Raw genomic sequence first — 26,871 nt, 5'->3', positions numbered from 1 at the left:
AATGACTACTCGTTGAAAATCATTTTCGTTATCATATTACGCTTGATAGCGGAGGCTATCACTTATACACCTATATTTTATGACTTGAAATTCAGGAAAGTACACCATGCCAGTGTTACACAACCGCATTTCTAATAAAGAGCTGAAAGCACATATGTTGGCGGAGACCCAACCTCGCACGACCATCTCTTTTTACAAATATTTTAACATTTTAGATCCTCTGGCTTTTCGTAACAGCTTGTATCAACAATTTACCGAGCTTTCAGTATTTGGCCGGGTTTATATTGCTAAAGAGGGGATGAATGCTCAGATAAGTTTACCAACCCATAATTTAGCAGCATTTAAAGCTTTGTTGTATAGGGTTGATCCTGCATTGGATAATTTGAGGCTGAATATTGCGCTTGATGATGATGGGAAATCTTTCTGGGTTTTGCGTATGAAAGTACGTGACCGGGTAGTGGCTGATGGGATTGAAGATAAAACTTTTGATCCATCAAAAACTGGTGAGTACCTTAAAGCAGAGCAGGTCAACCAGATGCTGGATGATCCTGACACGCTATTTGTTGATATGCGCAATCACTATGAATATGAAGTCGGGCATTTTGAAAATGCAATTGAAATTCCTTCTGATACATTCCGTGAACAGTTGCCAATGGCTGCGGAAATGTTGCAGGATAATAAGGATAAAAATATTGTAATGTACTGCACCGGTGGTATTCGTTGTGAAAAAGCTAGTGCTTACATGCTGCACAATGGCTTTAAAAACGTCTATCACGTAGAGGGCGGTATTATCGAATATGCCCGTAAAGCGAGAGAACAGGGATTACCGGTACGTTTTATTGGTAAAAACTTTGTCTTTGATGAACGGATGGGGGAGCGTATTTCAGACGACGTGATTGCTCATTGCCATCAATGTGGCGCGTCTTGCGACAGTCATACTAATTGTAAAAATGAAGGTTGCCATTTGCTATTTATTCAGTGTCCAGAGTGTGCAACTAAATTTGAAGGCTGTTGTAGTGAAATGTGCGGAGAAGAAGTAAGATTACCGGAAACAGAGCAGCGTGCTCGCCGTGCCGGTCGTGAAAATGGAGCAAAAATATTTAATAAATCCCGGCATCGTCTACAGGATGGATTGAACAGCACTTTACTACAGTCTGCTGAATAATGTGATTAATTGCTGGCACAGAGATTAATGTGCCAGTTTATTTGAGTTAGTTAATAGGATATTTTAATAGAGATATTTAAATACATTGTAAATAAAGCAGAGTTCAACTCTATTACGCACATTGATTTTTTCAGTAATGTGTCTTTTATGAGAGTAGACCGTACTATTACTGATTTTTAACTTTTGGGATATCTGGTAATTAGGGATTTCTTTCATCCAGTAATCGATAACTTTATGTTCTTGAGGGCTGAAAATAGAACAGTATTGGTCGATTTTCGCTCTGTGCCTCTGAATTTCTTGCAATGTGGTTTTACTAAGTTTATTAAGCAAATAGGTAAGATTTCTCTTTGCGAGAATAACAGCATTATCCTTCAATGTAATATAATTGTCACAATAAGGATAGGTGCTATTAAGGTATATATAAATACGAGTGTTATCTATAAGAGTTATAAATTTCTGTAAATCGGAACAGTAACTGGCATGATGACAATAATGTGTCAAATTAGCTAAAACGATATCAGGGGAAAAGTGAGTTACTATATCTATAGCCTCATGAATTGAAGGTGAGTCAATAAATTCAAGATTTTCAGCGTTATCGTTTTCCCTTAAAAACTCTCTGATACCTGAACGGGTATAATAGCACTCTTCAACAATTAAGATTTTCATTATTGTACATCCCTGTTCCTGTTTGGCCAAACTCACAATAAACTCCCCATCTATTAGTAGTCAACTCGGCAATTTTGATGGTTAAGTTAGCTTAATCCGAAATTATTATATAGTGATATGGTATTCCAGACAAAATCTTTGAGATGAATCGATGTGGTCTCCTAACCGGACACCCATTTATACGGGGGTCCGGGTTTAAGATTATTAATGCTTAGTATGGTTTAGATCGCTGTATTCTGAAGATTCGATCTTTTCAATTCCTGCCTGGAGGATGTATATCAATTGCTTTGCAATGTCAGTTGTCAACCATAAGGTTCGATCTACCATGACATGTTCTGGTGTTTGATCTTGGGAGGACAAATAGTGAAGGCGTAGCATCATTGCATCATATGTATCAACGGTACTGACATCCCAACCTACAACAGGATGCGTTTGAATAACTTCATCTTTACTGCCCATAAAACCTCCTAATCAGATCACTGCATTATTTATTAATATCATTGACTAAGAGCAAACGACCTCATTCTTGAATGAGTCATTAGTTAGTATATGCTTTTTAATGAAAGTAAGAAGGTTTTTTGTTAGGAATTATAAGTCAATTTGTTGGTGTATTGATAACTATGTAAATTAATGGGGATGATGACCATCCCCATGTTATATCAGTCTGCTACTTTCACATCCCAGCGGGCATCTTCACCAGCCAAGAATGGAATAAGTTTTTCATTATTGCAATCAATGTGTTCAATTATGGTAGAAGGTTTGCGAGTTAGTTCGATAAAGCCTTCATTGACAGGTAGCCCGTAAAATTTAGGGCCATTAAGTGAACAGAATGTTTCAAAATGCTGTAATGCATTCATCTCCTCGAACACTGTTGCATAAGCAGGTAACGCTGATGGTGCGTTAAAGACGCCGGCACAACCACAGAAAGACTCTTTCTTGTGTTGTGCATGTGGTGCTGAGTCTGTGCCTAGAAAGAAGCGATCACAGCCACTGGCGACGGCTGCCCGTAAAGCCTCTTGATGCACATTACGTTTCAGCACAGGCAGACAGTATAGGTGTGGCCGAATCCCACCAACCAGCATATGGTTGCGATTGAACATGAGATGCTGTGGAGTTAATGTTGCTGCCAGATTGTTATTGCCTTCTAGCACATATTGTGCGGCTTCTTTGGTAGTTATGTGTTCAAACACAACTTTCAGTGCTGGGAATTGATTACGTAGTGGCTCCATGACTTGTTCAATAAAACGGGCTTCTCGATCAAAAATATCAATATGAGAAGCAGTAACCTCACCGTGGACGAGCAGAGGCATCCCCAGTTTTTCCATTGCTGCTAATAGTGGATAAATATTCTTTATATCAGAGACGCCGTGACTTGAATTGGTTGTGGCATTGGCGGGATAGAGCTTACAAGCGGTAAAAATGCCTTCTTTATAACCCATTTCTATCTGAGAGCTTTCAGTCGTGTCAGTAAGATAACAGGTCATAAGAGGCTGGAAATTATGTCCTTCGGGAATGGCTGCCAGTATTCTGTCTCTATAAGCCTTGGCACTGACCACTTCTGTAATCGGCGTAAGCAGATTAGGCATGACGATAGCCCGGCCAAAGTAATGACTGGTGTGGGGAACGACAGTTTTTAGCATTTCACCATCACGAAAATGGATGTGCCAGTCATCAGGGCGGCGGATTTTTATTGTGTATGATTCAGTGGTCATGAGAAACCGGCTCCAGTATATATGATAGGAACGAAGATGCTGAGTTCAGCATATCCAGGCCGGGAATGGATGATAAAGCTAAAATGGTTGAATAGCTATTAATGAATATAATTCTTAGAAAAAAACTTAGCCAAATCAACTAGGTTAGGGTAATCAGAGGTGGATTTTCTTAATAACAAAGGAAAAGGCAAAGTATGAGGGTAAAAATAGAAATGAAGTTGGCTCCTCCAACTGGACTTGAACCAGTGACATACGGATTAACAGTCCGCCGTTCTACCGACTGAACTATGGAGGAACTCCTTCACAACGGGGTGCATATTAGTGATATGTTTCGGCTTTGTCAAAGTAGAAAATGATAAAAATGGTTTGTTTGCTGTCAAAATGCACTTGTTGTTATATTTTCATGCTAATTAATTGAAATTTGATGGAATTTTATTCTATTAGAATGAGTTGAGTAGAATTATTGTGCTTATGTTACGAGTAAATGGTGTGGGAAATTAAGTAGAAAGGTCGGAATAGCAAAAATCCCGCATTAAGCGGGACTTTCATAATTTGGCTCCTCCAACTGGACTTGAACCAGTGACATACGGATTAACAGTCCGCCGTTCTACCGACTGAACTATGGAGGAACTCCTTCACAACGGGGTGCATATTAACGGTATGTTTTTGCTTTGTCAAAGCAGAAATAATAAAAATAGTTTGCTTGCTGGCAAACTGAACTTATTGATCTGTTTTTATGCCGAGGTAAGGGGTATTTGCTGGAGATGTATGCTATTAGGAAGCAGGTTGATCGGAATTATTATATTACGTTGTAAGTAAATGGTGGAGTTAGGAATGCAAAAAACCCGCACTAGGCGGGTTTTCTTATGAATTTGGCTCCTCCAACTGGACTCGAACCAGTGACATACGGATTAACAGTCCGCCGTTCTACCGACTGAACTATGGAGGAATTGTCCTTGACAACGAGGCGAATAATATCTGGGTATTTTGGTCTTGTCAAAGGCGAAAAGTGAAAATTGAGTTTAATTGGTTAACTGGTGTTCAAAGTGATGTTTTTTAGTCAATTAAATTTTCAGCTCAAGAAATATGAGAATTAACTGATATTTTTCTATGATAATTAGATGTTGAAAATGTAATCTATATTTTTTATTTGGAAAATAATTAATCATGAGCATTAAAAATATAATTAAATATATATTAGTTAATTTTATTTTGGTGTTATTTATAATATTTTTATATTTTATGGTAATTTTCCTATTTGATCTGTTTTAACAGATCACTTATTGTATTTTGATATTTATTAGCGGATTTACTTGTCTATAATTATTAACTGAAAAAGTAATTTTGTATTTGATCTCTGATTTGGCAAACATGATATTAATCCACGCCAAAGCGAATATTAAAGAGTTTGCCATTAATAAAAAAATATCATTTTCTGCTAGTGCACTAAGATATTATCGATCTAATAATATATTTGTATATGCATATGAAATTAAATGAATAAAAACCATTTCAGAAAAAATCTTAAATTAAATAATTGGTGAGGAGGTGAAAATAATTTTAAATATAAAATAAGAAAATAATATCCCTCCTAAAAGAGTGGCTAATTTTCTGGTGATTTCTATAAAATAGATGAGGAGAAGTCATGAAGTTTTTAATTAATACTGATGTAACTAACTGGGTTTCACATAAAGACTGGTTTAACGTTCCATTACGACTGTTTGTAGTTCTACAGGATGATGATGGTTCTGTACCACTAGAAAATTACAAAAGTAAAATCGTAGTGAATGGCTTGAATGAAGGTGAATATGAAATCGTAAATAAAGATAGCATATTTGATCCTGTTAGTAGAGCGTCTGAAATATTAGTAAAAATTAAGACAGATCAGAAGGTTAACGCTACAATTGGTTTTGATGTTGAAGTAACGGATGCGAGTGGTAGTGTAGTGGAGAAAGTCCCTCTGAAGCGATTTAAACTGAAATCAGTAGGATTGGCAGCGCCTGTATATCCGGCACATTATGACAATGTTATTAGCAGTGACGATATAAAAGCAGGAGTTAAAGTACTTTTTACTGATTCCAATATCTTAGATAAACATGATCTGAAATTTGTTTTTGATAATGATAATGTTGAAGTTGTTCCTGGTGTGCAAAATAGCGGTGATATTCGTAGTTTGCCGGTAAAAGATGTTCTCCTTACTGAAGGTAAACACGATAGCCTTTATTATACTATTAGCGAAAGTGGTACTGCTAGATTTTCTGCTATTCAACGTGTGTTTGTAGAACTTGATGAGGATTCTTCAACAATTCAGGTTCGTCGCGATTTAGAAATACCTTATATTGAAGAATATGATGAAAGCAAGGGCCGACCAATTGGTGAGAATATTATTGATTATGACATTAATATTTTGGTCAGCGATGCTAAACTTAAAGGTAAGGAGTTGAAAAAAGGTACAGTACATATAAGAGGGTATTCTGCTGATAATCGGGATACGGGAGAATTAGTATTAAAGATAGATCCTTTGCAAGGTAGTGAAGATAATATTTTCCGGTTAGCTGTGATTAAACCTGAAGAAAATGCTGATGGTCAGCCGGGTGGAATTGATTTCTTTAATTATATAGGTAATGGTCAAGTAAAAATTCATTACGAAATATCATTTGTTGGTGAAGTGAATATATTGCATAAATCTAAAGAGAAGACTTACAAGGTAGTTCTGGACTGATTGGCTTGGCGCTCGCGAATGTGTTACTGCTTATATAGAAAAAGCCCAATTTACATTGGGCTTTTTCTGCATATTAACTGTTTTTTATACCAGCTACTTCATGCATACCAGAGATTCTCTTTAATATCTCCGGGCTGAAATTTGGCTCCTCCAACTGGACTTGAACCAGTGACATACGGATTAACAGTCCGCCGTTCTACCGACTGAACTATGGAGGAATCGTTCTTGGGAACGGGGCGAATACTAGCGATCAATTGAAACGCTGTCAACGCAAAAAAGCTTACTGTTTTGTTATTTGCTCGTCATATGAGCGCATTGTTTTATAATTGCGCTATTTTGTTGGAATTAAGTACTTTTGTTCATTATCGGCTATTCATGATCGGTAACGATGTTGCTGTATGTGATTGTTCAGGAAACGCCATGATATAAACATCATAAAAATGAATTTCACCTTTCATTTGTATAATGCGTTTGATTTCATCTTTTATTGCCAGTGGAACATGAGGGTGGGAATAAAGCTCTTTGATTGCGCAGTCTGAGATTTTTTCGCTGACGAACCATTCGCCGTTGTAACATACCCGTAGATCAAGTACGCCGATATCATCAAACCGATATACAGGTTTGATTTCGAGTAATAGAACCGCCGACATAATAATGAAGAGTACGGTAAAAGCTAGTAGTGAAAGTAAACTAAAATATGGGGCGTACCAGATAAGTGCAGCGAGAAATAGGTAGGATATAAGCATAGCTAGGCAAAGATAAGGATGGTGATTGATAAATTGGCTGTTAAAACGAGGTTTACCATCACGTTGTTCTTCAATGTTGATTCGTTCAAGATCCTGAATCAGTATCTGTTTGATGATATTCATATATTGACCTGATTAAGCAAAGGAAAAGTGAAATATTTTCATAACTATTTGCCTTTAAGGTTAGCATGGGGCAGGTAACCTTACGTAGATCAGTTGTCTTATTTTAATCTGCCAACTGTTATTGACTAAGATTAACTCTAGTGCTTTCATTAAGATAAAGGTTGAATAAATCAAAAAAATTTGTAATTGATGACGTAATTTGTTAACTTATTGCGTTAATAATGAGCATAAATATTTTTTTTAAAACACCAATGCATAAAAAGGTTGCTATTCCTTTTCTATCATGAGTTAATGCAGCCGGCCTGATAAACAGACCTACTTTATGTACGACATCTTGAGTTAATGAGTTATGTGTAAGTGTTATCCTCAGATAGCCTTTGTTGACGCGTTTCCTTCTTAGTGCCTCCATAAGTAATAGCTGATATAACTGGCCAATACATGCCCAATGGTGGCAAAATTTTTTTGATATATAGGAAAGTCACAATGTCTGACAAAATGAAAGGTCAAGTGAAGTGGTTCAACGAGTCTAAAGGCTTCGGTTTCATCACCCCAGCTGACGGTAGCAAAGACGTATTCGTTCACTTCTCTGCCATTCAGGGTAACGGTTTCAAAACTTTGGCAGAAGGCCAGAACGTAGAATTCACCATTGAAAATGGTGCGAAAGGTCCAGCAGCAGCAAACGTAATGGCTATCTGATTGCTTGGATGATTTTGAAACCCGTCACTATTTTCTATAGTGACGGGTTTTTTCTTTACTAAAGCCATATCCTTCTTTACTTATTAATTACTCCTGATTATACTTCGTACAAATTTTATTGGGGAGATAGCCATTGGGTAGTCAAAGTTTTCAGTTAAATAGACAATAAAACGGCAAGCTATTTCCTTCCGATCTGCTGCTTGCCAAATAAAGCGGGCAGTACCACTCAAAATATCTGAGCTGTACTTACTCAAAGAATGGTGTTATCCGGTGCTTGGTCAAGTAGCCGGGATAGTATATTGAGTTTTTATTATGCTGTTATATATTTACGCTTTGTTACCTCCGGGTATGGACAGAAAATAGGGCTGAATTAAACATTCAGCATACATTTCTGTGTGCAAAATAAATGCACATGATTATTTATCCATTTGGTTGTATGGAGAATGTCATGTTAATAACTCCTTTTGTCTTTCATTTATTATCGGCTACGTGCTTTGGCGCATTAATTGGTGCTGAGCGCCAATGGCGTCAACGTATGGCAGGTTTAAGAACCAATGCATTAGTTGCGACCGGTGCAGCAGTTTTTATCCTCAGTTCAATAACAACTTCACCCGATAGTGCTGGTCGTATTGCTGCACAAGTTGTTTCAGGCATTGGTTTCCTTGGTGCGGGTGTCATTATGCGGGAAGGTATGAACATTCGTGGATTAAATACCGCGGCAACCTTATGGTGCTCTGCTGGAATTGGTGTGCTGTGTGGCCTCGGACAATATTGGCTAGCTGCGATAGCAACCGCCATTATTCTTTGCGCAAATATATTGTTACGTGAAGCGGCCCAACGTATTAATTTACAACCCAGGCAGCAGGCTATTGATCAAGTACAGTGTTATAAAATTCACGTAGTGTGTGACAGTGATGACGAAATTCTGGTGAGAACTTTGGTGTTACAGGCTCTCAATGGAGTATCTGTGAGGTTACAATCATTGAATTTCGCTGATAGAGTTCAACTTGGAAAATTTGAAGTGTGCGCTGAAGTGTTAGCAACACTGGATGAGCAAAAAGAGATAGAAGCAATTGTTTGTCGTATAAGTCTGGAAAAGAGCGTTAGCTCAATAAACTGGAAAATTGTTTCTGAACTACCGATCTGAAAATCTTTTGTGTAAAACAGCAATCACTAGTTTGATAAGGAATCACCGTTGACAAATGGGGGTTCGTCATCAGAAACAAACAAGAATGATTAATCGAATATCTTGTACTAGGTGAAATTATGTTCTTGTTGCTATTTGAGGCAGATATGCGAAGTGGTACTGGTCTGCTATTCTCATATCAGCATTTAGTCATGGTAAACCTGATATAGGTATCATACGCGGGTACAGAAAAATTGATGAGTTGATATTTAATTTGGTTCGCCATCAGTTGTTCATTATTGCTCAGAATTTTCAGTGAAAATATCAATTATTTTCAAAGGATAAGTAGAAGAAATGATCTAAGTTTGTTCTTATATAAGAGTAAAATAGATAATAATTCTGCTTGATGAAGAATGTCGTGAAAAAATAATGGAGGTAGTTAATGGTTACCATCAGACAAGGTTTTAGAGTATTAATTTAACTGTTCGATATTTATCCGATGATAAAGTAAAAACGCTTGTCATCTTTATGATGATGAAAGAGTGATGATATTACAGGAGTTGCTAACTTTCTTTGAGCCAGTGAAGGGGAGTGCAGTCCCTGTTATTTCTGTATTAAGAGAGAGTGGCGCAGTAGCAAGAGTTCTTACCGAGGATAATTCTGCTATTACTGTCAGGATTTGTCATGATGTAGGGTTAGAATTCAAAGTTATTTTAGCATTCTAACAAACAGAGCTGGTGGTTACTGAAATCTTGAGAAATGAAATTAGATTGGTATTTAGTAAACTGTGCATCGTAAAAATCCTGTATTGTAAAAGAACGGGCATGCGGTTGATTTCTTGATGATAACATTAATGATGCTGTGGTATTGAGATACGCTGGTGTAGGAGTTTTTGTTAGCAAAGGTACAGATAGTGCAAAAAAAGCGATAGATATTACTAGGCTTGATAAAGAATTTAGGGGTGTCAGATGAAGGGCCGTTAAGAGAAGAGAGGCGAGTGGGAGTATTATCAAGTGCTTGAATATAACGGTAAGTTTGAACTTTGGTAATGTTTTTTCAATGTTGATTACCAGAGCCTTTATTCCATTCTTTTTGGTACAAGATATTCATTTACTAGTACAAGATCTGATGTGTGATATTTCTTGTTTTTTTTACATTGGAATAAAATGGATTAAACAACTCCTAAGAAGATCATTATAAATGAGGTATTAAAAATGTTGAATATTCTATGGTACTGGCGGAGCCAGCTTGTTTCATTTCTGTTTTATAGATATATATTTTGATGTTGATGATTTTTTTAGTGAAAAATTTTATTCATAAGGTTTTATTTCAGCCAGATTAGTGTATTGAATTGTTATTTTCTCAGATATCTTTTGTTCATATATTGTGCGTATAAAGGATGTGTTTTGTCCAAAAAACAGATACATTGCCAGTGTTATTGATTACATAATTGATAATGATTCTCGATAGCTATATTCCCTTCTTGTTTGATGAACTATTGGGTTTAGAGCCTTTGTTCTGAGAGTGTTTTTGTGATTAGGTTAGGTTGTAATCGGTTGTTACATTAAACTGTCATGTTTGATGAATAGTTATAATTACTTGGAAAATTATCACTATTATTTATATGGGGAAATAAATTTCTTATCAAAATCCTATTCTTTTCATCTTTTTTATGGAATGTTAGGGTATTTATATCACCAATGATTATTAGTTTCATTATTCTGGTGGGAAATAATATTGATTTTTATCTCTATTCCTATTGATTATTTTTGCAATAAATTTCAATTAATTATTTTGTTCCTGTAGAGTTAATTGTTTTATCTATTTTCATCATTTAAGGAAATGATATTTTTGATATATATTAATGACGTTATTAGCTATATTTTTTATATGTATAAATAATGTTTTTGGGATGATGATCGTAAATATTACATGAAATAATGAGAAATGGGAAAAATGACTTTTAATATTTCATTTGGTTTGTATCATAAGAATATGAATTCTGAAATAGCGTGTATTTTTTATTTAAATATTAATATGTAAACTATCTGTTTCTTGTATTATATAAATGGTGGTAATTTTATTTATGATAGATATTTGATAAAGTTATATATTTATGTAGTTTGGACGTTTTATTTTTGGAATTGTATCTCTTACAGAACTTTAAAGCAGATTGTAAGGATAATAAAGCATATTCAATTAGTTTAAAATGACTAATGTTTTTAAAATATATATATTGGATATGTATAAATTTAATTAATTATTAATTTGAGGCATGAAGACTAAAGATGAAAAAGATAAAGTAATCAATAGAGGGGTTTTGCGCATTATTATATTATGAGATACACTATTTGATAAGTTTTTCTAATTAATTTTGCTGCTGTTTGGGTTGTCAGGAGTTGAAATAGACCGATTTTTCTGGCTGTCTCTATACTGGATATTGATTGTTATGCAATCAATAAGATGTTGTTATAGTTGTTTTTTTATTCATTATCTTACTGTATTTTATGCTATTTTTGTATGGTTAGTGTTATCTGTGCATGGTGGTATGCATTTTTAGTTAAGCCTTTTGGTTAAAAAAAGTACAAATCTAAACGAAAAGTGATCATACCAGTATCTTTTTTGCAACCAAATTTTACATAAACTTAATCTGTTTTATCGTACAAATGGAGATACCGGATCTCAGAATAAGATTATTGTTTACACTTATTACTCAGGGATAAAACTGTCTTTTTTAGTGTTAGTTTGACTCAGGATAGGATTTTTTATCGTTATTTTAAATTTATAAGTTTAATAGATCGTATAAAATCAAAAAATATATCTAATATTTTTATTTAGATAATTTAACTTATTAAAATTGAGAATTCGGATTTTATTTAATTGTTTGAATAGTTAATGAGCAATTCATCGATTAAATGCATATTAAAAGCCCTTGTTTTTGTGAGTTATGTCACATAGTATTTAAAATTGCGCCCTCTTTCCGTTGTATAAGTCGATGATTCAGGAGTAAAGTTGTTCTGCATTAAGAATATTCTTAATCGCCAATGAAAAATGTTATATCAGGTAATGCAATATTATTTTTGCAACTCACTACCGTAATATTTTTGAAGTTGGATGAATCAAAAGTAATACAAAGGATGGTTACTGCTCTGACTAACCCTGTATATTTTAGTTATGTAAGAGATTATTAATCCCTAAGCTATTTTAGGAATTTTTTCACGAGTGGTTTTTCGAACACTTAACTGATTTTTTAATGTAATCGGACGGGATAGAGAAATGAGTACGGTTGAATTGCTCAAACATATTTATGACATAAATTTATCGTATTTGCTTTTAGCTCAGCGATTAATTAACCATGAAAAAGCGTCAGCGATGTTCCGTTTAGGTATTAGCGATTCTATGGCTGATACGTTGTCTGAATTGACATTACCTCAGTTGGTCAAGCTCGCTGAGACTAATCAATTAGTCTGTAATTTCCGGTTCGAAGACAGTGAAACTATTCAGCAGCTTACTAGGGAATCCCGAGTGGATGATTTACAACAAATACATACAGGCATTTTGTTATCTACTCATTTGTTTCAAAAGTTATCTTCGAAAGACGATACGTCAGTGAAAAAAAGAGCATAAGAGATGGCCGAGAAAAGTATAGTTCAAGAAGCTAAGGATATACAGTTGGCGATGGAACTCATCACTTTGGGGGCACGGTTACAACTGCTTGAAAGTGAAACACAATTGAGCAGAGGGCGACTAATTAAGCTTTATAAAGAATTGAGGGGGAGTCCTCCGCCCAAAGGGATGCTGCCTTTTTCAACTGATTGGTTTATGACGTGGGAACAGAATATTCATTCATCGATGTTTTATAATGCCTATCGTTTTTTACTCAAGAGTGGTTATTGTGAAGGTGTAGAGGCTGTTGTTAAAGCGTATCGACTCTATCTTGAACAATGTCCTCCTGTTGAAGGGGACGCCCCGGTTTTGGCGTTGACTCGTGCCTGGACGTTGGTACGTTTTGTGGACAGTGGCATGTTGCAACCTTCACAATGTCGGACTTGTGGTGGAACTTTTATTACTCATGCTCATCAACCTGTGAATAGCTTTGTTTGTAGCCTTTGCCAACCTCCATCACGTGCAGTAAAAAAACGTAAACTTTCCCTTGAGTCTGCCGATACTAATTCACAACTGCTGGATGGACTTGCTCAGCACGCAGTGTGAATTTAAATGGGAAAATTATTCCTACAGGTTACGGATTTTACTTTTTCTCTTGTAACCTGTATTGAAACCACAACCATTCTGGATTCAAACTGCTCAACTTCCCATCCGCTCACCAACTTAGCTAAAGGATATCGCGTGTTAGTATTTTTAGGATATATCGTAGTTTTTGGGGCGGTAATCGGTGGTTACCTGATTGTAGGTGGTCATTTAGGCGCGCTTTATCAACCCGCTGAATTTTTAATTATCACTGGTGCTGGTATCGGTGCTTTCATTGTTGGTAACAACGGAAAAGCGATTAAGGCAACATTGCGTGTTTTGCCAAAGGTAATGCGTAGATCTAAATATAACAAAGTGATGTATATGGATCTGATGGCGCTGCTTTTTCGGTTGTTAGCAAAATCCCGCATGCATGGTGTCTTAGCATTAGAGCGAGATATCGAACATCCTCAGCAGAGTGATATTTTCACCCAGTACCCGCGTTTGCTTAAGGATAAGCATTTGATGGATTTTATCACTGACTACATGCGATTGATTGTAAGTGGCAATATGAATCCTCATGAAATTGAGGCTTTGATGGATGAAGAAATTGAAACTTATGAGCAGGAAAGCGAGATTCCGGCAACTAGTTTGACGATGGTTGGAGATTCTCTTCCTGCTTTTGGTATTGTCGCTGCTGTTATGGGGGTTGTTAATGCCTTGGGTTCGGCAGATCGCCCGGCAGGGGAACTTGGCGTGCTGATTGCTCATGCAATGGTTGGGACATTCCTCGGTATTTTGCTGGCATATGGTTTTATCTCGCCACTGGCAACATTGCTACGTCAGCGCAGCGGTGAGCATCTTAAAATGATGCAATGCATTAAAGTGACATTATTATCCAGCCTGAATGGTTATGCTCCACAAATTGCTGTTGAATTCGGTCGTAAAACACTCTATCTCACAGATCGCCCTTCTTTCACTGAGTTAGAAGAACACGTTCGCCGGGTAAAAGTACCTGTCCCGCAAGAAACTGAAGAACAGGCATGAAGGCGCGTAACGTCTCTGTCATTAGGGTAAAAAGACGTAAAAGGAATGGCATCAAACATCATGGTGGTTCATGGAAAATTGCTTATGCTGATTTTATGACCGCCATGATGGCATTTTTCCTGGTTATGTGGCTGTTGGCAATTTCCAGCCCACAAGAACTGACTCGAATTGCAGAATATTTCCGTACCCCGTTACAAGTTGCAATCAATAAAGGGGAGCGTAGCAGTGATAGCTCCAATCCTATTCCAGGAGGAGGGGAGGATGTGCTTCATCAGGAAGGCGACATTCTGCGTCAGGTTGAAGTCGTTGAAGCTAATAATGAGGCTCGTAAATTAAATAGGCTGCGTGAGCAACTCGATCAGTTGATCATTACTGATCCCCGCCTTAAAGCATTACGTCCACATCTGTTGATTGACATGATGGATGAAGGGTTACGTATCCAGATTATTGACCGAGAAAACCGGCCAATGTTTATGGTTGGTAGTGCAAAAGTTGAAAGTTACATGAGTGACATTTTGCGGGCTATTGCACCAATCCTGAACGATATTCCCAATAAAATCAGCTTGTCTGGTCATACCGATGACTTGAAATATGCTAATGGTGAGCGTGGTTACAGTAACTGGGAACTCTCCGCGGATCGAGCGAATGCATCAAGGAGAGAGTTGTTGATTGGGGGATTGGATGAAGAAAAGATATTGCGGGTTGTTGGCATGGCTGCGACGGTTCGCCTGAAACAGGAAGATGCCAGTGCGCCAGTTAACCGTCGCATCAGTATCTTGGTGCTCAATAAACAAGCGGAAGAGCGGATTGAACAGCAAAACACCGGCAGCGATTCCTTGATTATTAATGATAGTAAGGAAATTCACGAGGCGATTGGAAAGGATTCGGCTGAAAGTAGGTCAGCACAACAGTCCAATGAAATCACAGTATTGGCTCAACCAGCATCACTGAGTGCTGAACCTAATCGTGTACCGGCTAAGGTGACAAAGTAACAATGGATATTACCGCGTTTTATCAGACCTTTTTTGATGAAGCAGACGAATTGCTGGAAGATATGGAGCAGCATCTATTGCAGCTCGATCCTGATGAGCCAGATCGGGAGCAATTGAATGCTATTTTTCGTAGTGCTCACTCAATAAAAGGTGGCGCTGCGACTTTTGGTTTTATCAAGCTACAGCAAACCACGCATGTTCTGGAAAATTTGCTGGACAGTGCCAGACGAGATGAAATGAGTCTGACGACTGATATTATCAACCTGTTTTTAGAAGCGAAAGATATTATGCAGCAACAGTTGGATGCCTATAAAAGTTCTCAGGAGCCGGATGAAAGTGCGTTTACCTACATCTGTGAGACTTTGCGCCAGCTTGCATTGGAAGTACAGAGAGAGAATGAAGGCGGTGTTGAGCCTGTCATGGATGCGGTGATGCCAGAGGTGCTTGAATCTGAGCCAGAATTAAAATCGGAGCCTGCTGCGACTGAAAACCAGCAAGGTAGAGTTCGGGTTCATCTTTCTGGTCTGAAAGAGCGTGAAGTTTCTCTGATGCTTGATGAGCTGAGTAATCTGGGGGAGGTTTATGATACTGAACAGACTAGGGATAGTGTTGAAGCATCATTAGTAACATCAGCCACGGAGGACGATATTACCGCAGTGCTCTGTTTTGTTATTGAACCGGAACAGATCACTTTTTTGCCGGTAGTTGAACCCAAAGACAAAGTTAAAAATAAAGATACAGCTAAAGTTGTTAAAACAACTACACCGGAAAAAGGTTCCACACCGCCGGCTGGACGTCCTGCACCGATACCTCCGGCTGGATCGCCACGTCAACGAGCAGAATCTTCCAGTATTCGAGTTGCGGTTGAGAAGGTTGATCAACTGATAAATCTGGTTGGTGAATTGGTTATTACCCAATCTATGCTGGCTCAGCATTGTAACGCTCTTGAACCGACTTTGTATGGCGATTTGCTAAATTGCATGGTGCAGTTACAGAGAAATTCCAGAGATTTGCAAGAATCTGTGATGTCTATCCGTATGATGCCAATGGAATATGTGTTCAGCCGTTACCCACGTTTAGTCAGGGATCTTGCTAGCAAGCTGAATAAAAAAGTGGATCTAACTTTGGTTGGCAGTTCCACTGAGTTGGATAAGAGTTTAATCGAGCGCATTATTGATCCGCTGACTCATCTAGTCCGTAACAGTCTAGATCATGGTATTGAAGAGCCGGAAGATCGGCTTGCTGTGGGCAAACCTGAAACGGGCAACTTGACACTTTCTGCTGAACATCAGGGCGGGAATATCTGTATTGAAGTTGTGGATGATGGCGCCGGGTTGAACCGTGAAAAGATTCTGGCCAAAGCGATATCACAAGGGCTATCAGTCAGTGAAAACATGAGTAACGAAGAGGTTGCGATGTTGATTTTCGCGCCTGGTTTTTCCACGGCTGAAGTTGTAACGGATGTATCTGGCCGCGGTGTGGGAATGGACGTGGTTAAGCGAAATATTCAGGAAATGGGGGGGCAAATCCAGATTAACTTCCAGGCAGGTAAAGGGACAGTGACTCGGATTTTGTTACCTCTGACACTGGCAATCCTTGATGGTATGTCAGTGAAAGTGAATGGCGAAGTGTTTATTTTGCCGTTGAGTGCGGTAGTCAGTTCTCTTCAACCGCAGGAAGAAGATATTTATCCCTTGGCGGGAGATGAAAAATTATTGCATGTCAGAGGAGAATACTTGCCACTCATTAAGTTATATCGAGTTTTTGATATTCCTGATGCAAAAACAGATCCGACGAAAGGGATTATTGTGATTGTACAAAGTGCTGGCCGTCGTTATGCCTTGCTGGTTGATCAATTAGTTGGCCAGCATCAAGTGGTTGTGAAAAATATCGAAAGTAACTATCGCAAAGTACCCGGGATCTCCGCTGCCACCATTATGGGAGATGGCAGTGTGGCGTTGATTATTGATGTTTCTGCCTTGCAGCAACTCAATCATGACCAATTGGCACTCAGCAAAGCTGAGTTATTAGCAAAAAATAAGCACTGAATGGGGGAATATCCCCATAGAAAATCGTCAATCTCACAGTAAAAGGTAAGATCATGTCGGCCATAGAAGCGTTTAATAAATTGTCAGGAGAAACTGCCGGGGAAGGATATCTGGTTTTTACCCTGGGTGATGAAGAGTATGGTATCGAAATACTGAAAGTACAGGAGATCCGGGGCTATGATCAGGTCACCCGTATTGCAAATACTCCGGCATTCATTAAAGGGATAACTAATCTGCGTGGCGTTATTGTGCCTATTATTGACCTGAGAATTAAATTTGCCCAGGAAACGGTTACCTATAATGATAATACTGTTGTTATTGTTCTGAATCTGTTAAACCGAGTGGTTGGTATTGTCGTTGATGGTGTTTCGGATGTTTTATCGCTCAAAGCTGAGCAAATCTGTCCGGCGCCTGAATTTGCAGTAACATTATCTACCGAATATCTAACAGGATTGGGTTCACTTGATGATCGTATGCTGATTTTAGTGGATATTGAGAAATTGCTTAATAGTGAAGAGATGGCGTTGGTCGATTCAGTGGCTAAAAACTAATCATTAAATGTGACTGCCATCATCGACGGATGGCAGTTATTTTTTGTCTGTATTCCCGTAAATTCCAAACCAGAAAAAATATTCAAATTTCTTTTATTCGACCAGTAAAGTTTCCCTTGATGATGCCGATAACAGAGCCATGCTGATCTATTGTAAAAAGGGAAAACATGTTTAACCGAATGAAAATAGTGACCGGACTGATGGCGGTCATCATATTATTTGGTGCTCTGCAATTTATATCCGGAGGGCTTTTCTTCCATGAGTTGAAAAGTAACAAGGAAAATCTAGAAATACTGGATAAAATGCGGGAACAGCAGACATTTTTGAATGACACTTGGGTTAATTTGTTACAGGCCCGTAACAGTTTGAACCGTGCTGGCATTCGTTACATGATGAAAAAAGACGAGGGAGTCGATAATTACTACACACTGGAGCAGTTACTGACAGATACCAGAAGTAACCTCTCTATCGCAGAGCAGCGTTTTGAACAATACGAACAGACCGCTAAATTGCCTATTCATGAATCAGAAAGTCTTAATCGCCTTAAAAAAGCCTATGATGTTTATATTTCAGCGCTTCATGAGCTTATTGTTCTGCTTGAACATGATCGGGCGGTAGAATTTTTCAACCAACCAACGAGCAAATATCAGAGTGCTTTTGAGGAAGAATATAACTTCTATTTGACTCAAAATGATCATCTCTATTCTGATGTGGTATTTGATGCAGATATATCCTACAGAAATGCGATGATTATGTTGGGTATTGTCATACTGATTCTGGTTTCAGCCATGATTTTTAGTTGGGTTAGCATCAAACATAGTTTACTGAATCCGTTAAACAAATTATTGGAGAACATTAAAGCGCTTTCCACCGGTGATTTGACACAAAATATTACTGTTTTAGGCAGAAATGAGATGAGTACGCTGGCTGTTGGCCTGAAGCATATGCAGAAAGAATTTATCACTACTGTCAGTAGTGTTCGTCAAAGTAGTGAAAGCATTTATGATGGAACCAGTGAAATTGCCGCCGGAAATAATGATCTCTCTTCGCGTACTGAGGAACAGGTTGCTTCTTTGGAAGAAACTGCCGCCAGTATGGAGCAATTGACAGCAACTGTACGCCAAAATGCGGAAAATGCTCTTCAGGCAAGTAACCTGGCTGATAGTGCTTCTGAAGTTGCACGCCAGGGCGGAAAAGTCGTGGCGAATGTTGTACAGACAATGCGTGAAATTGCTGGTAGTTCTCAGAAGATTTCCGATATTACCAGTGTTATTGATGCTATTGCGTTCCAGACTAACATTTTGGCGCTGAATGCCGCAGTGGAAGCCGCACGTGCCGGTGAACATGGGCGAGGTTTTGCTGTTGTGGCAGGAGAAGTGCGTAACCTTGCACAGCGTAGTGCCGAGGCAGCAAAAGAGATCAAAGCATTAATAGAAGATTCAGTAAGCCGCGCGGATACAGGTTCTGTCCTGGTTGAGAGCGCAGGCGAAACAATGAATAACATTGTCAGTTCAGTAACCCGTGTAACTGACATTATGGGTGAAATTGCATCTGCATCCGATGAACAAAGCAGAGGGATAACTCAGGTTGGTCTGGCTATCTCCGAAATGGATCGTGTAACACAACAAAATGCCGCTTTAGTTGAGCAATCCGCAGCGGCGGCGGCGGCTCTGGAAGATCAAGCGGCTGGATTGAAGAAACTAGTTTCTTTGTTTCAATTACCGAATCTTGGCGATAAATCTCAACCCGAAATGAAAATTGAGCATTTGCCTGTGGCTAAGGCTCCTCCTGCTAAATCGAATCCACTGGTGTTGAAGAAAGCCAACAATGTGGAAGAACAAGCTAATTGGGAAACATTTTAAAACACTAAGCGATAACTACGGCTGCACATGCAGCCGTTAACAGAGGTGATTACATGTTAGGCAGGCTTCGTATATCAACCAGTTTATATCTGTTACTGATGATGTTTTGTGTAATGCAGATAATCTCAAGTGGTTTATCACTTGGAATCATTCATGCAGATCAGTCTTATATTGAACGGATTGATCTGGGAACACAGAAGAGGGATACCTTAGGGTTGAGCTGGGCAGCTCTGCTGCAATCGCGTAATACACTTAATCGAATCGCTGTAGGGAAAACGCTGCAACAATCTGAGGATCATATTGGCAGTATGGTCGCTAATGTTAAGGAGACCTTAGATAGGGCTGAGATGCATTTTGCCGAGTTTATTGCGCTGCCTAAATTAAATGACGAGGATGGTAGTAGTGTATTGCTGGCTTCAGTAGAAACCAGTTATAAGGAATATATCAAAGCGCTTAGAGAACTCTCGGCTTTTTTAGAAAGTGGTAATTATGATGCATTCTTAGACCAGCCGACAGAAAAGTATCAGCAGCAACTTGAATCTGATTTCAATCATTATATGCAATATATCGGTGAGGAGATTACAACCGCCGTTCAAGATGGCCGTCTTTATTACCAAATTTCAGTTGCCATGTTTGCAGGTGCGATCTTAATGGTACTGGCTGTTGCCTGGGCGGCTCATTGGTGGTTGAAAAAGAATCTGCTTAGACCTTTTGCCAATATGCGTAGTCACTTCCAAAATGTTGCGGAAGGAAAACTTAATAAAGAAGTTTCTGTTTTCACTCAAGATGAAATTGGTGAAGTGTTCCTCAAATTACGTGAAATGCAACGTTCATTGGTTAATTCCATTACTTTGGTAAAAGAGAATACTAACTTGATGTATAGCGGTATTCAGGAAATTACTCAGGGTAATACCGATCTCTCTTCCCGCACTGAAGAGCAAGCTGCATCACTGGAAGAAACGGCAGCCAGTATGGAACAACTGACTGCAACTGTGCGTCAGAATGCGGAAAATGCTCGCCAGGCTAGTGAATTGGCGGTATCTGCATCGAAAACAGCCTCTAAAGGGGGCGAACTGACAGTTGATGTTGTGGAAACAATGGATGCAATTGCCAATAGCTCACAGAAAATCAGTGCCATTATCAGCGTTATTGATGGTATTGCATTTCAGACCAACATTTTGGCCCTGAATGCGGCAGTAGAAGCCGCCCGGGCAGGTGAACAAGGCCGAGGTTTCTCTGTTGTTGCTGGTGAAGTGAGGGATCTTGCTCAGCGAAGTGCCGAAGCAGCGAAAGAGATTAAGACATTAATTAGTGAATCCGTTCAGCGGGTAAGCCAAGGTTCCGAGTTAGTTAGTCATGCAGGGAAGACCATGAATGAATTGGTCGTTTCTGTAAACCAGGTCACGGATCTGATGGCTGAAATTGCTGCGGCATCTGATGAACAAAGTCGGGGGATTCATCAAGTAGCACAAGCTGTTACACAGATGGATCAGGTTACTCAGCAGAACGCCGCATTGGTTGAACAGTCAGCTGCGGCGGCGGCGGCACTTGAAGACCAGGCCGATATTTTGGTGAAAATAGTGGCACAATTTGAGTTACCCGATAATTCAGAAAATAAGCTTGAAAATGAACTTTCACTGACGCTGAGGTCCGCGGATAGCGAAGGGACAGTCAATCAGACTCGCTGAGGCCAGATGAAATCAAATTTAATTGCTTCAGCGACAAGCTTGCCGTCTTCGCCACTGAATCACATGATTCAGCGTTATACCATGTCAGATGCGCATTTTGAGCGCATCTGCCAGCTCATATATCAACGTGCGGGTATTGTGCTGGCTGCACATAAACGGGAGATGGTTTACAACCGTTTAATTCGGCGTTTGCGTACCCTTGAAATACGTGATTTTGGGCAATACCTGTTCATTCTTGAAAATGACATGAATAGTGAGGAGTGGCAGGAATTTATCAATGCGTTGACAACTAACCTGACGGCTTTTTTCAGGGAAGCTCATCATTTTCCTCTGTTAGTTAAACATGCAAGTAAGAAGAGTGGATCGTATCGGGTATGGAGTGCAGCGGCATCGACAGGAGAAGAGCCATATTCGATTGCAATGACGCTAAGTGATGTCTTAGGGGAGCGTTTTCACCGGGCAAAAATTATTGCCAGTGATATTGATACCCATGTATTGGAAAAAGCACGCAAAGGGGTTTACCGACTGGATGAATTGCGCCAACTGACCGATCAACAGAGAAAACGTTACTTTTTTAAAGGTATTGGATCTTATGAGGGTTATGCTCGTGTCCGGCCCCAACTTGCTGACATGGTGACATTCCAGCATCTAAACTTGTTAGATCCCAATTGGCCGTTTGAAGAGAAATTTGATGCCATCTTTTGCCGTAATGTTATGATTTATTTTGATAAAAAGACGCAGGAACGGATACTGCGCCATTTTGTTGCTTTGTTAAAACCTGATGGATTGCTCTTTGCAGGGCATTCTGAAAATGTCACTCAAATAAGCCGGGAATTCTACTTGCAAGGACAGACCGTTTACGGTGTAGGCCGGGCAAGGAGAGGTCATGAATAAAATAACTGTTCTTTGTGTCGATGATTCAGCGCTTATGCGTCAAATCATGAGAGAGATCATCAATAGTCACCCGGATATGGAGGTAGTGGCTTGTGCGCCAGATCCACTGGTAGCACGTGATCTAATTAAAAAGCATAATCCACAAGTACTCACACTAGATGTTGAAATGCCACGCATGGATGGTATTGATTTTCTAGAAAAATTAATGCGCTTACGGCCAATGCCGGTGGTTATGATCTCTTCTCTGACAGCCAAAGGTTCTGAAATCACATTAAGGGCATTGGAACTTGGTGCTGTTGATTTTGTAACCAAACCTCAATTAGGTATTCGTGAAGGAATGCTGGCTTACAGTGAATTTATTGCGGAGAAAATACGAACAGCGGCACAAGCCAAACTATCCGTGCCAATAACCACACCGGTAAGTTCTGCTCCTTTAAGTTTTAAACCTTTGTTATCCAGTGAAAAACTGATAGCAGTAGGCGCTTCTACTGGAGGAACGGAAGCAATAAAGAATTTGTTGCAACCGTTACCTGTCACCAGCCCAGCACTCCTTATTACTCAACATATGCCACCTGGTTTTACCCGTTCTTTTGCTGAACGACTAAATAAACTTAGCCAAATTACCGTAAAAGAGGCTGAAAATGGTGAACGGATTTTGCCGGGGCATGCCTACATTGCTCCGGGTGATCGCCATATGGAGCTATGCCGTAATGGTGCTGATTACCAGATTCTGATCACCGATGCACCAGCTGTTAATCGTCATCGTCCGTCTGTGGATGTGTTGTTCCGATCAGTTGCTAAATTTGCCGGGAGGAATGCTGTCGGAGTGTTACTGACCGGCATGGGCAGTGATGGTGCGGCAGGTTTACTGGAGATGAAGCAAGCTGGAGCGTACACGTTGGCGCAGGATGAAGCAAGTTGTGTGGTATTTGGTATGCCAAGAGCGGCAATACAAATGGGGGCGGTGGATGAGGTCATGGATATACTCAAAATGAGCAAGAGAATGTTGGCAAAAATAAGCTCGGGGCAAGCTGTCCGTATTTAACCGCTATCGGATATACCCCTATGGATTTCAAGGTGCATCGCGACGGCAAGGGAGCGAATCCCCGGGAGCATAGATAACTATGTGACCGGGGTGAGTGAGCGCAGCCAACAAAGAGGCAACTTGAAAGATGACGGGTATAAATTTAATTTTTTAAGCGGCTCTGCGCTGATTGGTAAATAATTTCAAGGAGTTTTTATGGCGAATAAGGATCTGAGATTTTTGGTGGTTGATGATTTTTCAACCATGCGTCGCATTGTTCGTAACCTTTTAAAAGAATTGGGCTTTAATAATGTAGAAGAAGCTCAAGATGGGGTAGAAGCCTTGGCTAAGATTCGTGCATCTCAATTTGACTTTATCATCTCTGATTGGAATATGCCCAATATGGATGGTTTAGAGTTGCTAAAAATCATTCGTGAAGATGCCCAATTGGCTAAGATACCGGTTTTGATGGTGACTGCGGAAGCGAAGAAAGAAAATATCATTGCAGCCGCGCAAGCCGGGGCCAGTGGTTATGTTGTTAAACCTTTTACCGCAGCTACTTTGGAAGAAAAGCTCAACAAAATATTTGAAAAACTGGGCCTCTAAGGAGACATAATGAGTGTAAATCCAGTCATGCCAAGGGATGAGACCATTAGTGCCAGTGAAATTATCAGCCGTATCGGCCAGCTTACGCGTATGTTGCGTGATAGTTTACGTGAGTTGGGATTGGATCAAACCATTGCTCAGGCTGCTGAAGCAATCCCCGATGCAAGAGAACGCCTGGATTATGTTGTGCAGATGACAGCGCAGGCGGCGGAGAGGGCACTTAATTGTGTTGAGGCGGCTCAACCTCGTCAGAATGAGTTGGAAGCATCGGCAATATCATTGACTAAACGTTGGGATGAGTGGTTTGAAAACCCAGTTGAATTGCCAGTGGCGCGCTCTCTGGTGATGGATACCCGGAATTACCTCAATTCGGTACCTGAACATACCGCTTTCACTAACGCTCAACTGCTGGAGATCATGATGGCACAGGACTTTCAGGATCTTACCGGTCAGGTTATCAAGCGGATGATGGATGTTATTCAGGAAATAGAAAAACAGTTGGTCATGGTATTAATGGAAAATATGCCAGCTGATCAGATAGCGAAAACTAAGAAAGAGGCTGACAGCTTGCTAAATGGCCCGCAGGTGAACCAAAACGGCGTGGGTGTTATTGCTAATCAGGCTCAGGTTGATGATCTACTGGATAGCTTAGGTTTCTGAATATACCCAATGGATTTCAAGATGCATCGCGACGGCAAGGGAGCGAATCCCCGGGAGCATAGCGAACTATGTGACCGGGGTGAGTGAGTGCAGCCAACAAAGAGGCAACTTGAAAGATAACGGGTATAAATGTGGCAGGGGTAAACCTGCCACTCAGGATTAAAGATTTTCCGGAAATATGATTGATGGTATTGATCGGTATTAATCTTATTCTCTTCACCTTCTTCTTGGAAGCCAGACTAATAAAACAAGAGCGTAGCGATAATATTTAAACCAAATACAACATCCAGAGAGCACCAAATTTTTATTACAGCGATATCCTACTTAATGAGGCACTTAAAATTTAAAGTAATCGCTGAGGAGAATTATTTTATCGTCCATAATTTCGATTAATGTCACGCCCATATTGCTATATACCTAATAGATTTCGAGTTGCAGCGCGGCGGCAAGTGAGCGAATCCCCAGGAGCATATACCTAATAGATTTCGAGTTGCAGCGAGGCGGCAAGTGAACGAATCCCCAGGAGCATAGACAACTATGTGACTGGGGTGAGTGAAAGTAGCCAACAAAGCAGCAGCTTGAAAGATGAAGGCTATAGATACTCACCTATTCGGTTCATCATGTCTTATCCTCTGTTTTATTTATTTGCCAGCATGATCGCGTTAAAAATTTAGATCTGGCTGACTACTTCAATTACGGTTATGCCGACAACGAAGACCATTAACCTACATCAGAAGAGATATTTAAATCTGGCGCGTGCGCCGTAGCGTCGGTTATTATTATTGGTGATTTTATTGTTAGCATTTGCCTCCAGCATAGAGATGTAAGCGCCAAGATAGAGATTAAAGTTTTTCATATTCATGATGCTAGGAATCTGATATGACATATGGATGGTATTTATATCGTATTTACCCGGTTCACTGAATGGGTGATTAATATGTGCGGTCGTATCGTCAGTATTGAACGCTTTGATATTGTTGTGGGCATAGATATAACCCAGTTCGAAACGATGCCACATCACATTGATTCCGGTAGTGAAATTGTGTTCATCCGAGGCATCCAGATAGGCGGTGTTCAGGTTAGCGACAATGCCGTCATCAGGATTGGTCACCAGACCGTTCCAACTTAGTGTCATGCCGTAACCATTGCGTTTGGATTGATCGATCCATTGCCCTTGGTCATTCTGGTAGCCATAGGCGTTATTGACGACATTACTCTCCATCGCTATGGCTGCACTGAACGGGTCTTTTTTCCAGGCGGCTACTGGACGCAGATAGGCGACATTTTTTTTATTTTCCAGCGTGTTGCCGTGGTAGGTGTTATTTTGGAATAGTGAAGTGCCATCTTCGAATAGAGTATTGAGTTCGAAATACCAGTTGCCAGCGTATTTACTCAGCATTAGGTTACCACCGCTGTTACTGCGGCCACGTCCTTCTTTCATCATATAGATATAGCCGAAACCATCGGCATACAAATCGTTGGCGGTATTACCAGAATACTGAATAAAAGTATCTTGGTTGAGTGGGAACATATCGTAGGCTTCGAAACGCCCGATTTTTGCCAGCCAGTTTTTCTCATGGCCGAAGAAGAAAGCGGCGTCATCGAGATTCATTTTGCCAGTTATGTCGGCCAACGGTTGCACGCTAAAGCCGGCAAAGTTGTTGTTTTGATCGCGGCGGTAACCGTCCAGTCCGATCAAGATGCGGCCATTAATATTCCAACGCTCTTTGTCGCCAGGTTTCCAGTCTTTATTATCGCTGGTTTTAAGTGAAGTAAGCTGACCGGTTCGGCTGGTGCTGTCAAGATTGAATTCTACATCGCCGTACAATTTTAGATCGGTGAAATCATTCAGTTTCAAGTTTCTGGTTGATGAAGCACTGTTTTCCAGCAGAGTAGAGCTTTGTGCTATTTGTATGGTCTGTTGTTTGGTTTCGATAGTGCGTTGTTCTAGTTGCTGTGCGCGTTGCTCGGCGGCAGTGGCTCGTACTTCCGCTTGGGCAGCCCGCTGTTCTGCTTGTTGCAGTCGCTGTTCCAGTGCATCCAGGCGTGCCTCGATGCTATTGGCGGGTGACGCAAGGGCAGCGGCTGAAAATATTAATCCTGGTGTGACAATCAGATAGTGAAGGTTTTTCATGATATGTACCCTTTTGGGATATGAGTTATTATATCGTAATTAAATTATCAAGCTGGTTTTTTTGGACTAAAAGATAATTGAGTTGATTAGCAGATCGCAATCAAGTCTACTAACCAGATGAAGCTATTGTGATCGAATACTCAAATTCGGTATGAAAGATAAGTAACGGTGGAATGGATATCCACCACCGAGTGTTCAGGTTTGCGTTTGCAAAATCAACG

The 26,871-nt window shown here is 39.8% G+C and carries 21 protein-coding genes and 4 tRNA genes; 16 read left to right on the top strand and 9 right to left on the bottom strand.

Translation table 11 applies throughout. The features are described from left to right. The first annotated feature begins 106 nt into the window (after positions 1–106). Complete coding sequence (gene trhO, locus D3222_RS01060) at positions 107–1,165, top strand: oxygen-dependent tRNA uridine(34) hydroxylase TrhO (protein ID WP_118984438.1); 1,059 nt, start codon at positions 107–109, stop codon at positions 1,163–1,165. A gap of 63 nt (positions 1,166–1,228) precedes the next feature. Here the strand turns inward: trhO and D3222_RS01055 are convergent, their stop codons facing one another. The 6 genes from D3222_RS01055 to D3222_RS01030 all read right to left on the bottom strand — a co-directional run bounded on the left by D3222_RS01055 (position 1,229) and on the right by D3222_RS01030 (position 4,492). Next, on the bottom strand, positions 1,229–1,831 hold the full coding sequence (locus tag D3222_RS01055) for a response regulator transcription factor (RefSeq protein ID WP_118984437.1): 603 nt from the start codon (positions 1,829–1,831) through the stop codon (positions 1,229–1,231). A 204-nt stretch (positions 1,832–2,035) separates the two neighbouring features. Next, positions 2,036–2,290 (bottom strand): biofilm formation regulator BssS, encoded by a 255-nt coding sequence (gene bssS, locus D3222_RS01050; protein WP_036775794.1) that lies wholly within the window; start codon positions 2,288–2,290, stop codon positions 2,036–2,038. Positions 2,291–2,490: 200 nt separating this feature from the next. Next, positions 2,491–3,543: a dihydroorotase gene (gene pyrC, locus D3222_RS01045; protein ID WP_118984436.1), complete on the bottom strand. Its 1,053-nt coding sequence runs from the start codon at positions 3,541–3,543 to the stop codon at positions 2,491–2,493. A gap of 219 nt (positions 3,544–3,762) precedes the next feature. Beyond that, positions 3,763–3,838: transfer RNA gene (locus tag D3222_RS01040), tRNA-Asn, on the bottom strand. A gap of 258 nt (positions 3,839–4,096) precedes the next feature. Then, positions 4,097–4,172: transfer RNA gene (locus D3222_RS01035), tRNA-Asn, on the bottom strand. A gap of 244 nt (positions 4,173–4,416) precedes the next feature. Further along, positions 4,417–4,492 (bottom strand) — tRNA-Asn (locus D3222_RS01030). Positions 4,493–5,188: 696 nt separating this feature from the next. Between D3222_RS01030 and D3222_RS01025 the strand changes: the two genes are divergently transcribed. Next, positions 5,189–6,265 carry a hypothetical protein gene (locus tag D3222_RS01025; protein WP_118984435.1) on the top strand — a complete coding sequence of 359 codons (1,077 nt, stop codon included), beginning with the start codon at positions 5,189–5,191 and terminating at the stop codon, positions 6,263–6,265. A gap of 142 nt (positions 6,266–6,407) precedes the next feature. Here the strand turns inward: D3222_RS01025 and D3222_RS01020 are convergent. Beyond that, a tRNA-Asn gene (locus D3222_RS01020) sits at positions 6,408–6,483 on the bottom strand. A 144-nt stretch (positions 6,484–6,627) separates the two neighbouring features. Continuing rightward, entirely contained in the window at positions 6,628–7,134 is a 507-nt protein-coding gene (locus D3222_RS01015; RefSeq protein WP_118984434.1) for a YlaC family protein, read from the bottom strand. Between the two features lie 483 nt (positions 7,135–7,617). On the opposite strand from D3222_RS01015, the gene cspE reads away from it, so the two are divergent. The 14 genes from cspE (at position 7,618) to cheZ (ending at position 24,516) form a co-directional block, all read left to right on the top strand. Continuing rightward, positions 7,618–7,830: a transcription antiterminator/RNA stability regulator CspE gene (cspE, locus tag D3222_RS01010; protein WP_011146114.1), complete on the top strand. Its 213-nt coding sequence runs from the start codon at positions 7,618–7,620 to the stop codon at positions 7,828–7,830. 448 nt (positions 7,831–8,278) lie between these two features. Next, positions 8,279–8,977, top strand: a complete 699-nt coding sequence (locus tag D3222_RS01005) for an MgtC family protein (protein ID WP_198672717.1) — start codon at positions 8,279–8,281, stop codon at positions 8,975–8,977. Positions 8,978–12,232: 3,255 nt separating this feature from the next. Continuing rightward, a complete protein-coding gene (gene flhD, locus D3222_RS00995) occupies positions 12,233–12,583 on the top strand; it encodes a flagellar transcriptional regulator FlhD (protein WP_036775787.1) in 351 nt (116 codons plus the stop codon). Between the two features lie 3 nt (positions 12,584–12,586). After that, positions 12,587–13,168 (top strand): flagellar transcriptional regulator FlhC, encoded by a 582-nt coding sequence (gene flhC, locus D3222_RS00990; RefSeq protein WP_118984432.1) that lies wholly within the window; start codon positions 12,587–12,589, stop codon positions 13,166–13,168. Positions 13,169–13,303: 135 nt separating this feature from the next. After that, positions 13,304–14,191, top strand: coding sequence for a flagellar motor stator protein MotA (motA, locus tag D3222_RS00985; protein WP_118984516.1), 888 nt, complete (start codon positions 13,304–13,306; stop codon positions 14,189–14,191). Next, positions 14,188–15,183, top strand: a complete 996-nt coding sequence (gene motB, locus D3222_RS00980; RefSeq protein WP_118984431.1) for a flagellar motor protein MotB — start codon at positions 14,188–14,190, stop codon at positions 15,181–15,183. The genes motA and motB overlap by 4 nt, the downstream gene beginning before the upstream one ends. 2 nt (positions 15,184–15,185) lie before the next feature. Beyond that, entirely contained in the window at positions 15,186–17,231 is a 2,046-nt protein-coding gene (gene cheA / locus D3222_RS00975; RefSeq protein ID WP_118984430.1) for a chemotaxis protein CheA, read from the top strand. A gap of 53 nt (positions 17,232–17,284) precedes the next feature. Next, the gene (gene cheW / locus D3222_RS00970; protein ID WP_015834820.1) at positions 17,285–17,782 is read left to right on the top strand and encodes a chemotaxis protein CheW; all 498 of its coding nucleotides are present in this window, start codon (positions 17,285–17,287) and stop codon (positions 17,780–17,782) included. A gap of 167 nt (positions 17,783–17,949) precedes the next feature. Then, entirely contained in the window at positions 17,950–19,644 is a 1,695-nt protein-coding gene (locus tag D3222_RS00965; RefSeq protein WP_118984429.1) for a methyl-accepting chemotaxis protein, read from the top strand. 53 nt (positions 19,645–19,697) lie between these two features. Continuing rightward, positions 19,698–21,332, top strand: a complete 1,635-nt coding sequence (locus D3222_RS00960) for a methyl-accepting chemotaxis protein (protein ID WP_118984428.1) — start codon at positions 19,698–19,700, stop codon at positions 21,330–21,332. A 6-nt stretch (positions 21,333–21,338) separates the two neighbouring features. Then, on the top strand, positions 21,339–22,226 hold the full coding sequence (cheR, locus tag D3222_RS00955; RefSeq protein ID WP_118984427.1) for a protein-glutamate O-methyltransferase CheR: 888 nt from the start codon (positions 21,339–21,341) through the stop codon (positions 22,224–22,226). Beyond that, positions 22,219–23,271, top strand: a complete 1,053-nt coding sequence (locus tag D3222_RS00950; RefSeq protein ID WP_118984426.1) for a protein-glutamate methylesterase/protein-glutamine glutaminase — start codon at positions 22,219–22,221, stop codon at positions 23,269–23,271. The genes cheR and D3222_RS00950 overlap by 8 nt, the downstream gene beginning before the upstream one ends. Before the next feature lie 195 nt (positions 23,272–23,466). Continuing rightward, on the top strand, positions 23,467–23,856 hold the full coding sequence (gene cheY, locus D3222_RS00945) for a chemotaxis response regulator CheY (RefSeq protein ID WP_118984425.1): 390 nt from the start codon (positions 23,467–23,469) through the stop codon (positions 23,854–23,856). A gap of 9 nt (positions 23,857–23,865) precedes the next feature. Further along, positions 23,866–24,516, top strand: a complete 651-nt coding sequence (cheZ, locus tag D3222_RS00940; protein ID WP_118984424.1) for a protein phosphatase CheZ — start codon at positions 23,866–23,868, stop codon at positions 24,514–24,516. Positions 24,517–25,246: 730 nt separating this feature from the next. Here the strand turns inward: cheZ and D3222_RS00925 are convergent. Then, on the bottom strand, positions 25,247–26,650 hold the full coding sequence (locus D3222_RS00925) for a carbohydrate porin (protein ID WP_118984422.1): 1,404 nt from the start codon (positions 26,648–26,650) through the stop codon (positions 25,247–25,249). Positions 26,651–26,871 lie beyond the last annotated feature (221 nt).

Source organism: Photorhabdus sp. CRCIA-P01 (genome assembly GCF_003545805.1).
GTDB classification, from domain to species: Bacteria; Pseudomonadota; Gammaproteobacteria; order Enterobacterales; family Enterobacteriaceae; genus Photorhabdus; species Photorhabdus antumapuensis.
This window is presented reverse-complemented; position numbering and strand designations above follow the sequence as displayed.

What these genes read in the sequence shown, in the direction of transcription:
- trhO (WP_118984438.1), top strand. Translation starts at nt 107, where the DNA reads ATGCCAGTGTTACACAACCGCATTTCTAATAAAGAGCTGAAAGCACAT.
- D3222_RS01055 (WP_118984437.1), bottom strand. Translation starts at nt 1,831, where the DNA reads ATGAAAATCTTAATTGTTGAAGAGTGCTATTATACCCGTTCAGGTATC.
- bssS (WP_036775794.1), bottom strand. Translation starts at nt 2,290, where the DNA reads ATGGGCAGTAAAGATGAAGTTATTCAAACGCATCCTGTTGTAGGTTGG.
- pyrC (WP_118984436.1), bottom strand. Translation starts at nt 3,543, where the DNA reads ATGACCACTGAATCATACACAATAAAAATCCGCCGCCCTGATGACTGG.
- D3222_RS01025 (WP_118984435.1), top strand. Translation starts at nt 5,189, where the DNA reads ATGAAGTTTTTAATTAATACTGATGTAACTAACTGGGTTTCACATAAA.
- D3222_RS01015 (WP_118984434.1), bottom strand. Translation starts at nt 7,134, where the DNA reads ATGAATATCATCAAACAGATACTGATTCAGGATCTTGAACGAATCAAC.
- cspE (WP_011146114.1), top strand. Translation starts at nt 7,618, where the DNA reads ATGTCTGACAAAATGAAAGGTCAAGTGAAGTGGTTCAACGAGTCTAAA.
- D3222_RS01005 (WP_198672717.1), top strand. Translation starts at nt 8,279, where the DNA reads ATGTTAATAACTCCTTTTGTCTTTCATTTATTATCGGCTACGTGCTTT.
- flhD (WP_036775787.1), top strand. Translation starts at nt 12,233, where the DNA reads ATGAGTACGGTTGAATTGCTCAAACATATTTATGACATAAATTTATCG.
- flhC (WP_118984432.1), top strand. Translation starts at nt 12,587, where the DNA reads ATGGCCGAGAAAAGTATAGTTCAAGAAGCTAAGGATATACAGTTGGCG.
- motB (WP_118984431.1), top strand. Translation starts at nt 14,188, where the DNA reads ATGAAGGCGCGTAACGTCTCTGTCATTAGGGTAAAAAGACGTAAAAGG.
- cheA (WP_118984430.1), top strand. Translation starts at nt 15,186, where the DNA reads ATGGATATTACCGCGTTTTATCAGACCTTTTTTGATGAAGCAGACGAA.
- cheW (WP_015834820.1), top strand. Translation starts at nt 17,285, where the DNA reads ATGTCGGCCATAGAAGCGTTTAATAAATTGTCAGGAGAAACTGCCGGG.
- D3222_RS00965 (WP_118984429.1), top strand. Translation starts at nt 17,950, where the DNA reads ATGTTTAACCGAATGAAAATAGTGACCGGACTGATGGCGGTCATCATA.
- D3222_RS00960 (WP_118984428.1), top strand. Translation starts at nt 19,698, where the DNA reads ATGTTAGGCAGGCTTCGTATATCAACCAGTTTATATCTGTTACTGATG.
- cheR (WP_118984427.1), top strand. Translation starts at nt 21,339, where the DNA reads ATGAAATCAAATTTAATTGCTTCAGCGACAAGCTTGCCGTCTTCGCCA.
- D3222_RS00950 (WP_118984426.1), top strand. Translation starts at nt 22,219, where the DNA reads ATGAATAAAATAACTGTTCTTTGTGTCGATGATTCAGCGCTTATGCGT.
- cheY (WP_118984425.1), top strand. Translation starts at nt 23,467, where the DNA reads ATGGCGAATAAGGATCTGAGATTTTTGGTGGTTGATGATTTTTCAACC.
- cheZ (WP_118984424.1), top strand. Translation starts at nt 23,866, where the DNA reads ATGAGTGTAAATCCAGTCATGCCAAGGGATGAGACCATTAGTGCCAGT.
- D3222_RS00925 (WP_118984422.1), bottom strand. Translation starts at nt 26,650, where the DNA reads ATGAAAAACCTTCACTATCTGATTGTCACACCAGGATTAATATTTTCA.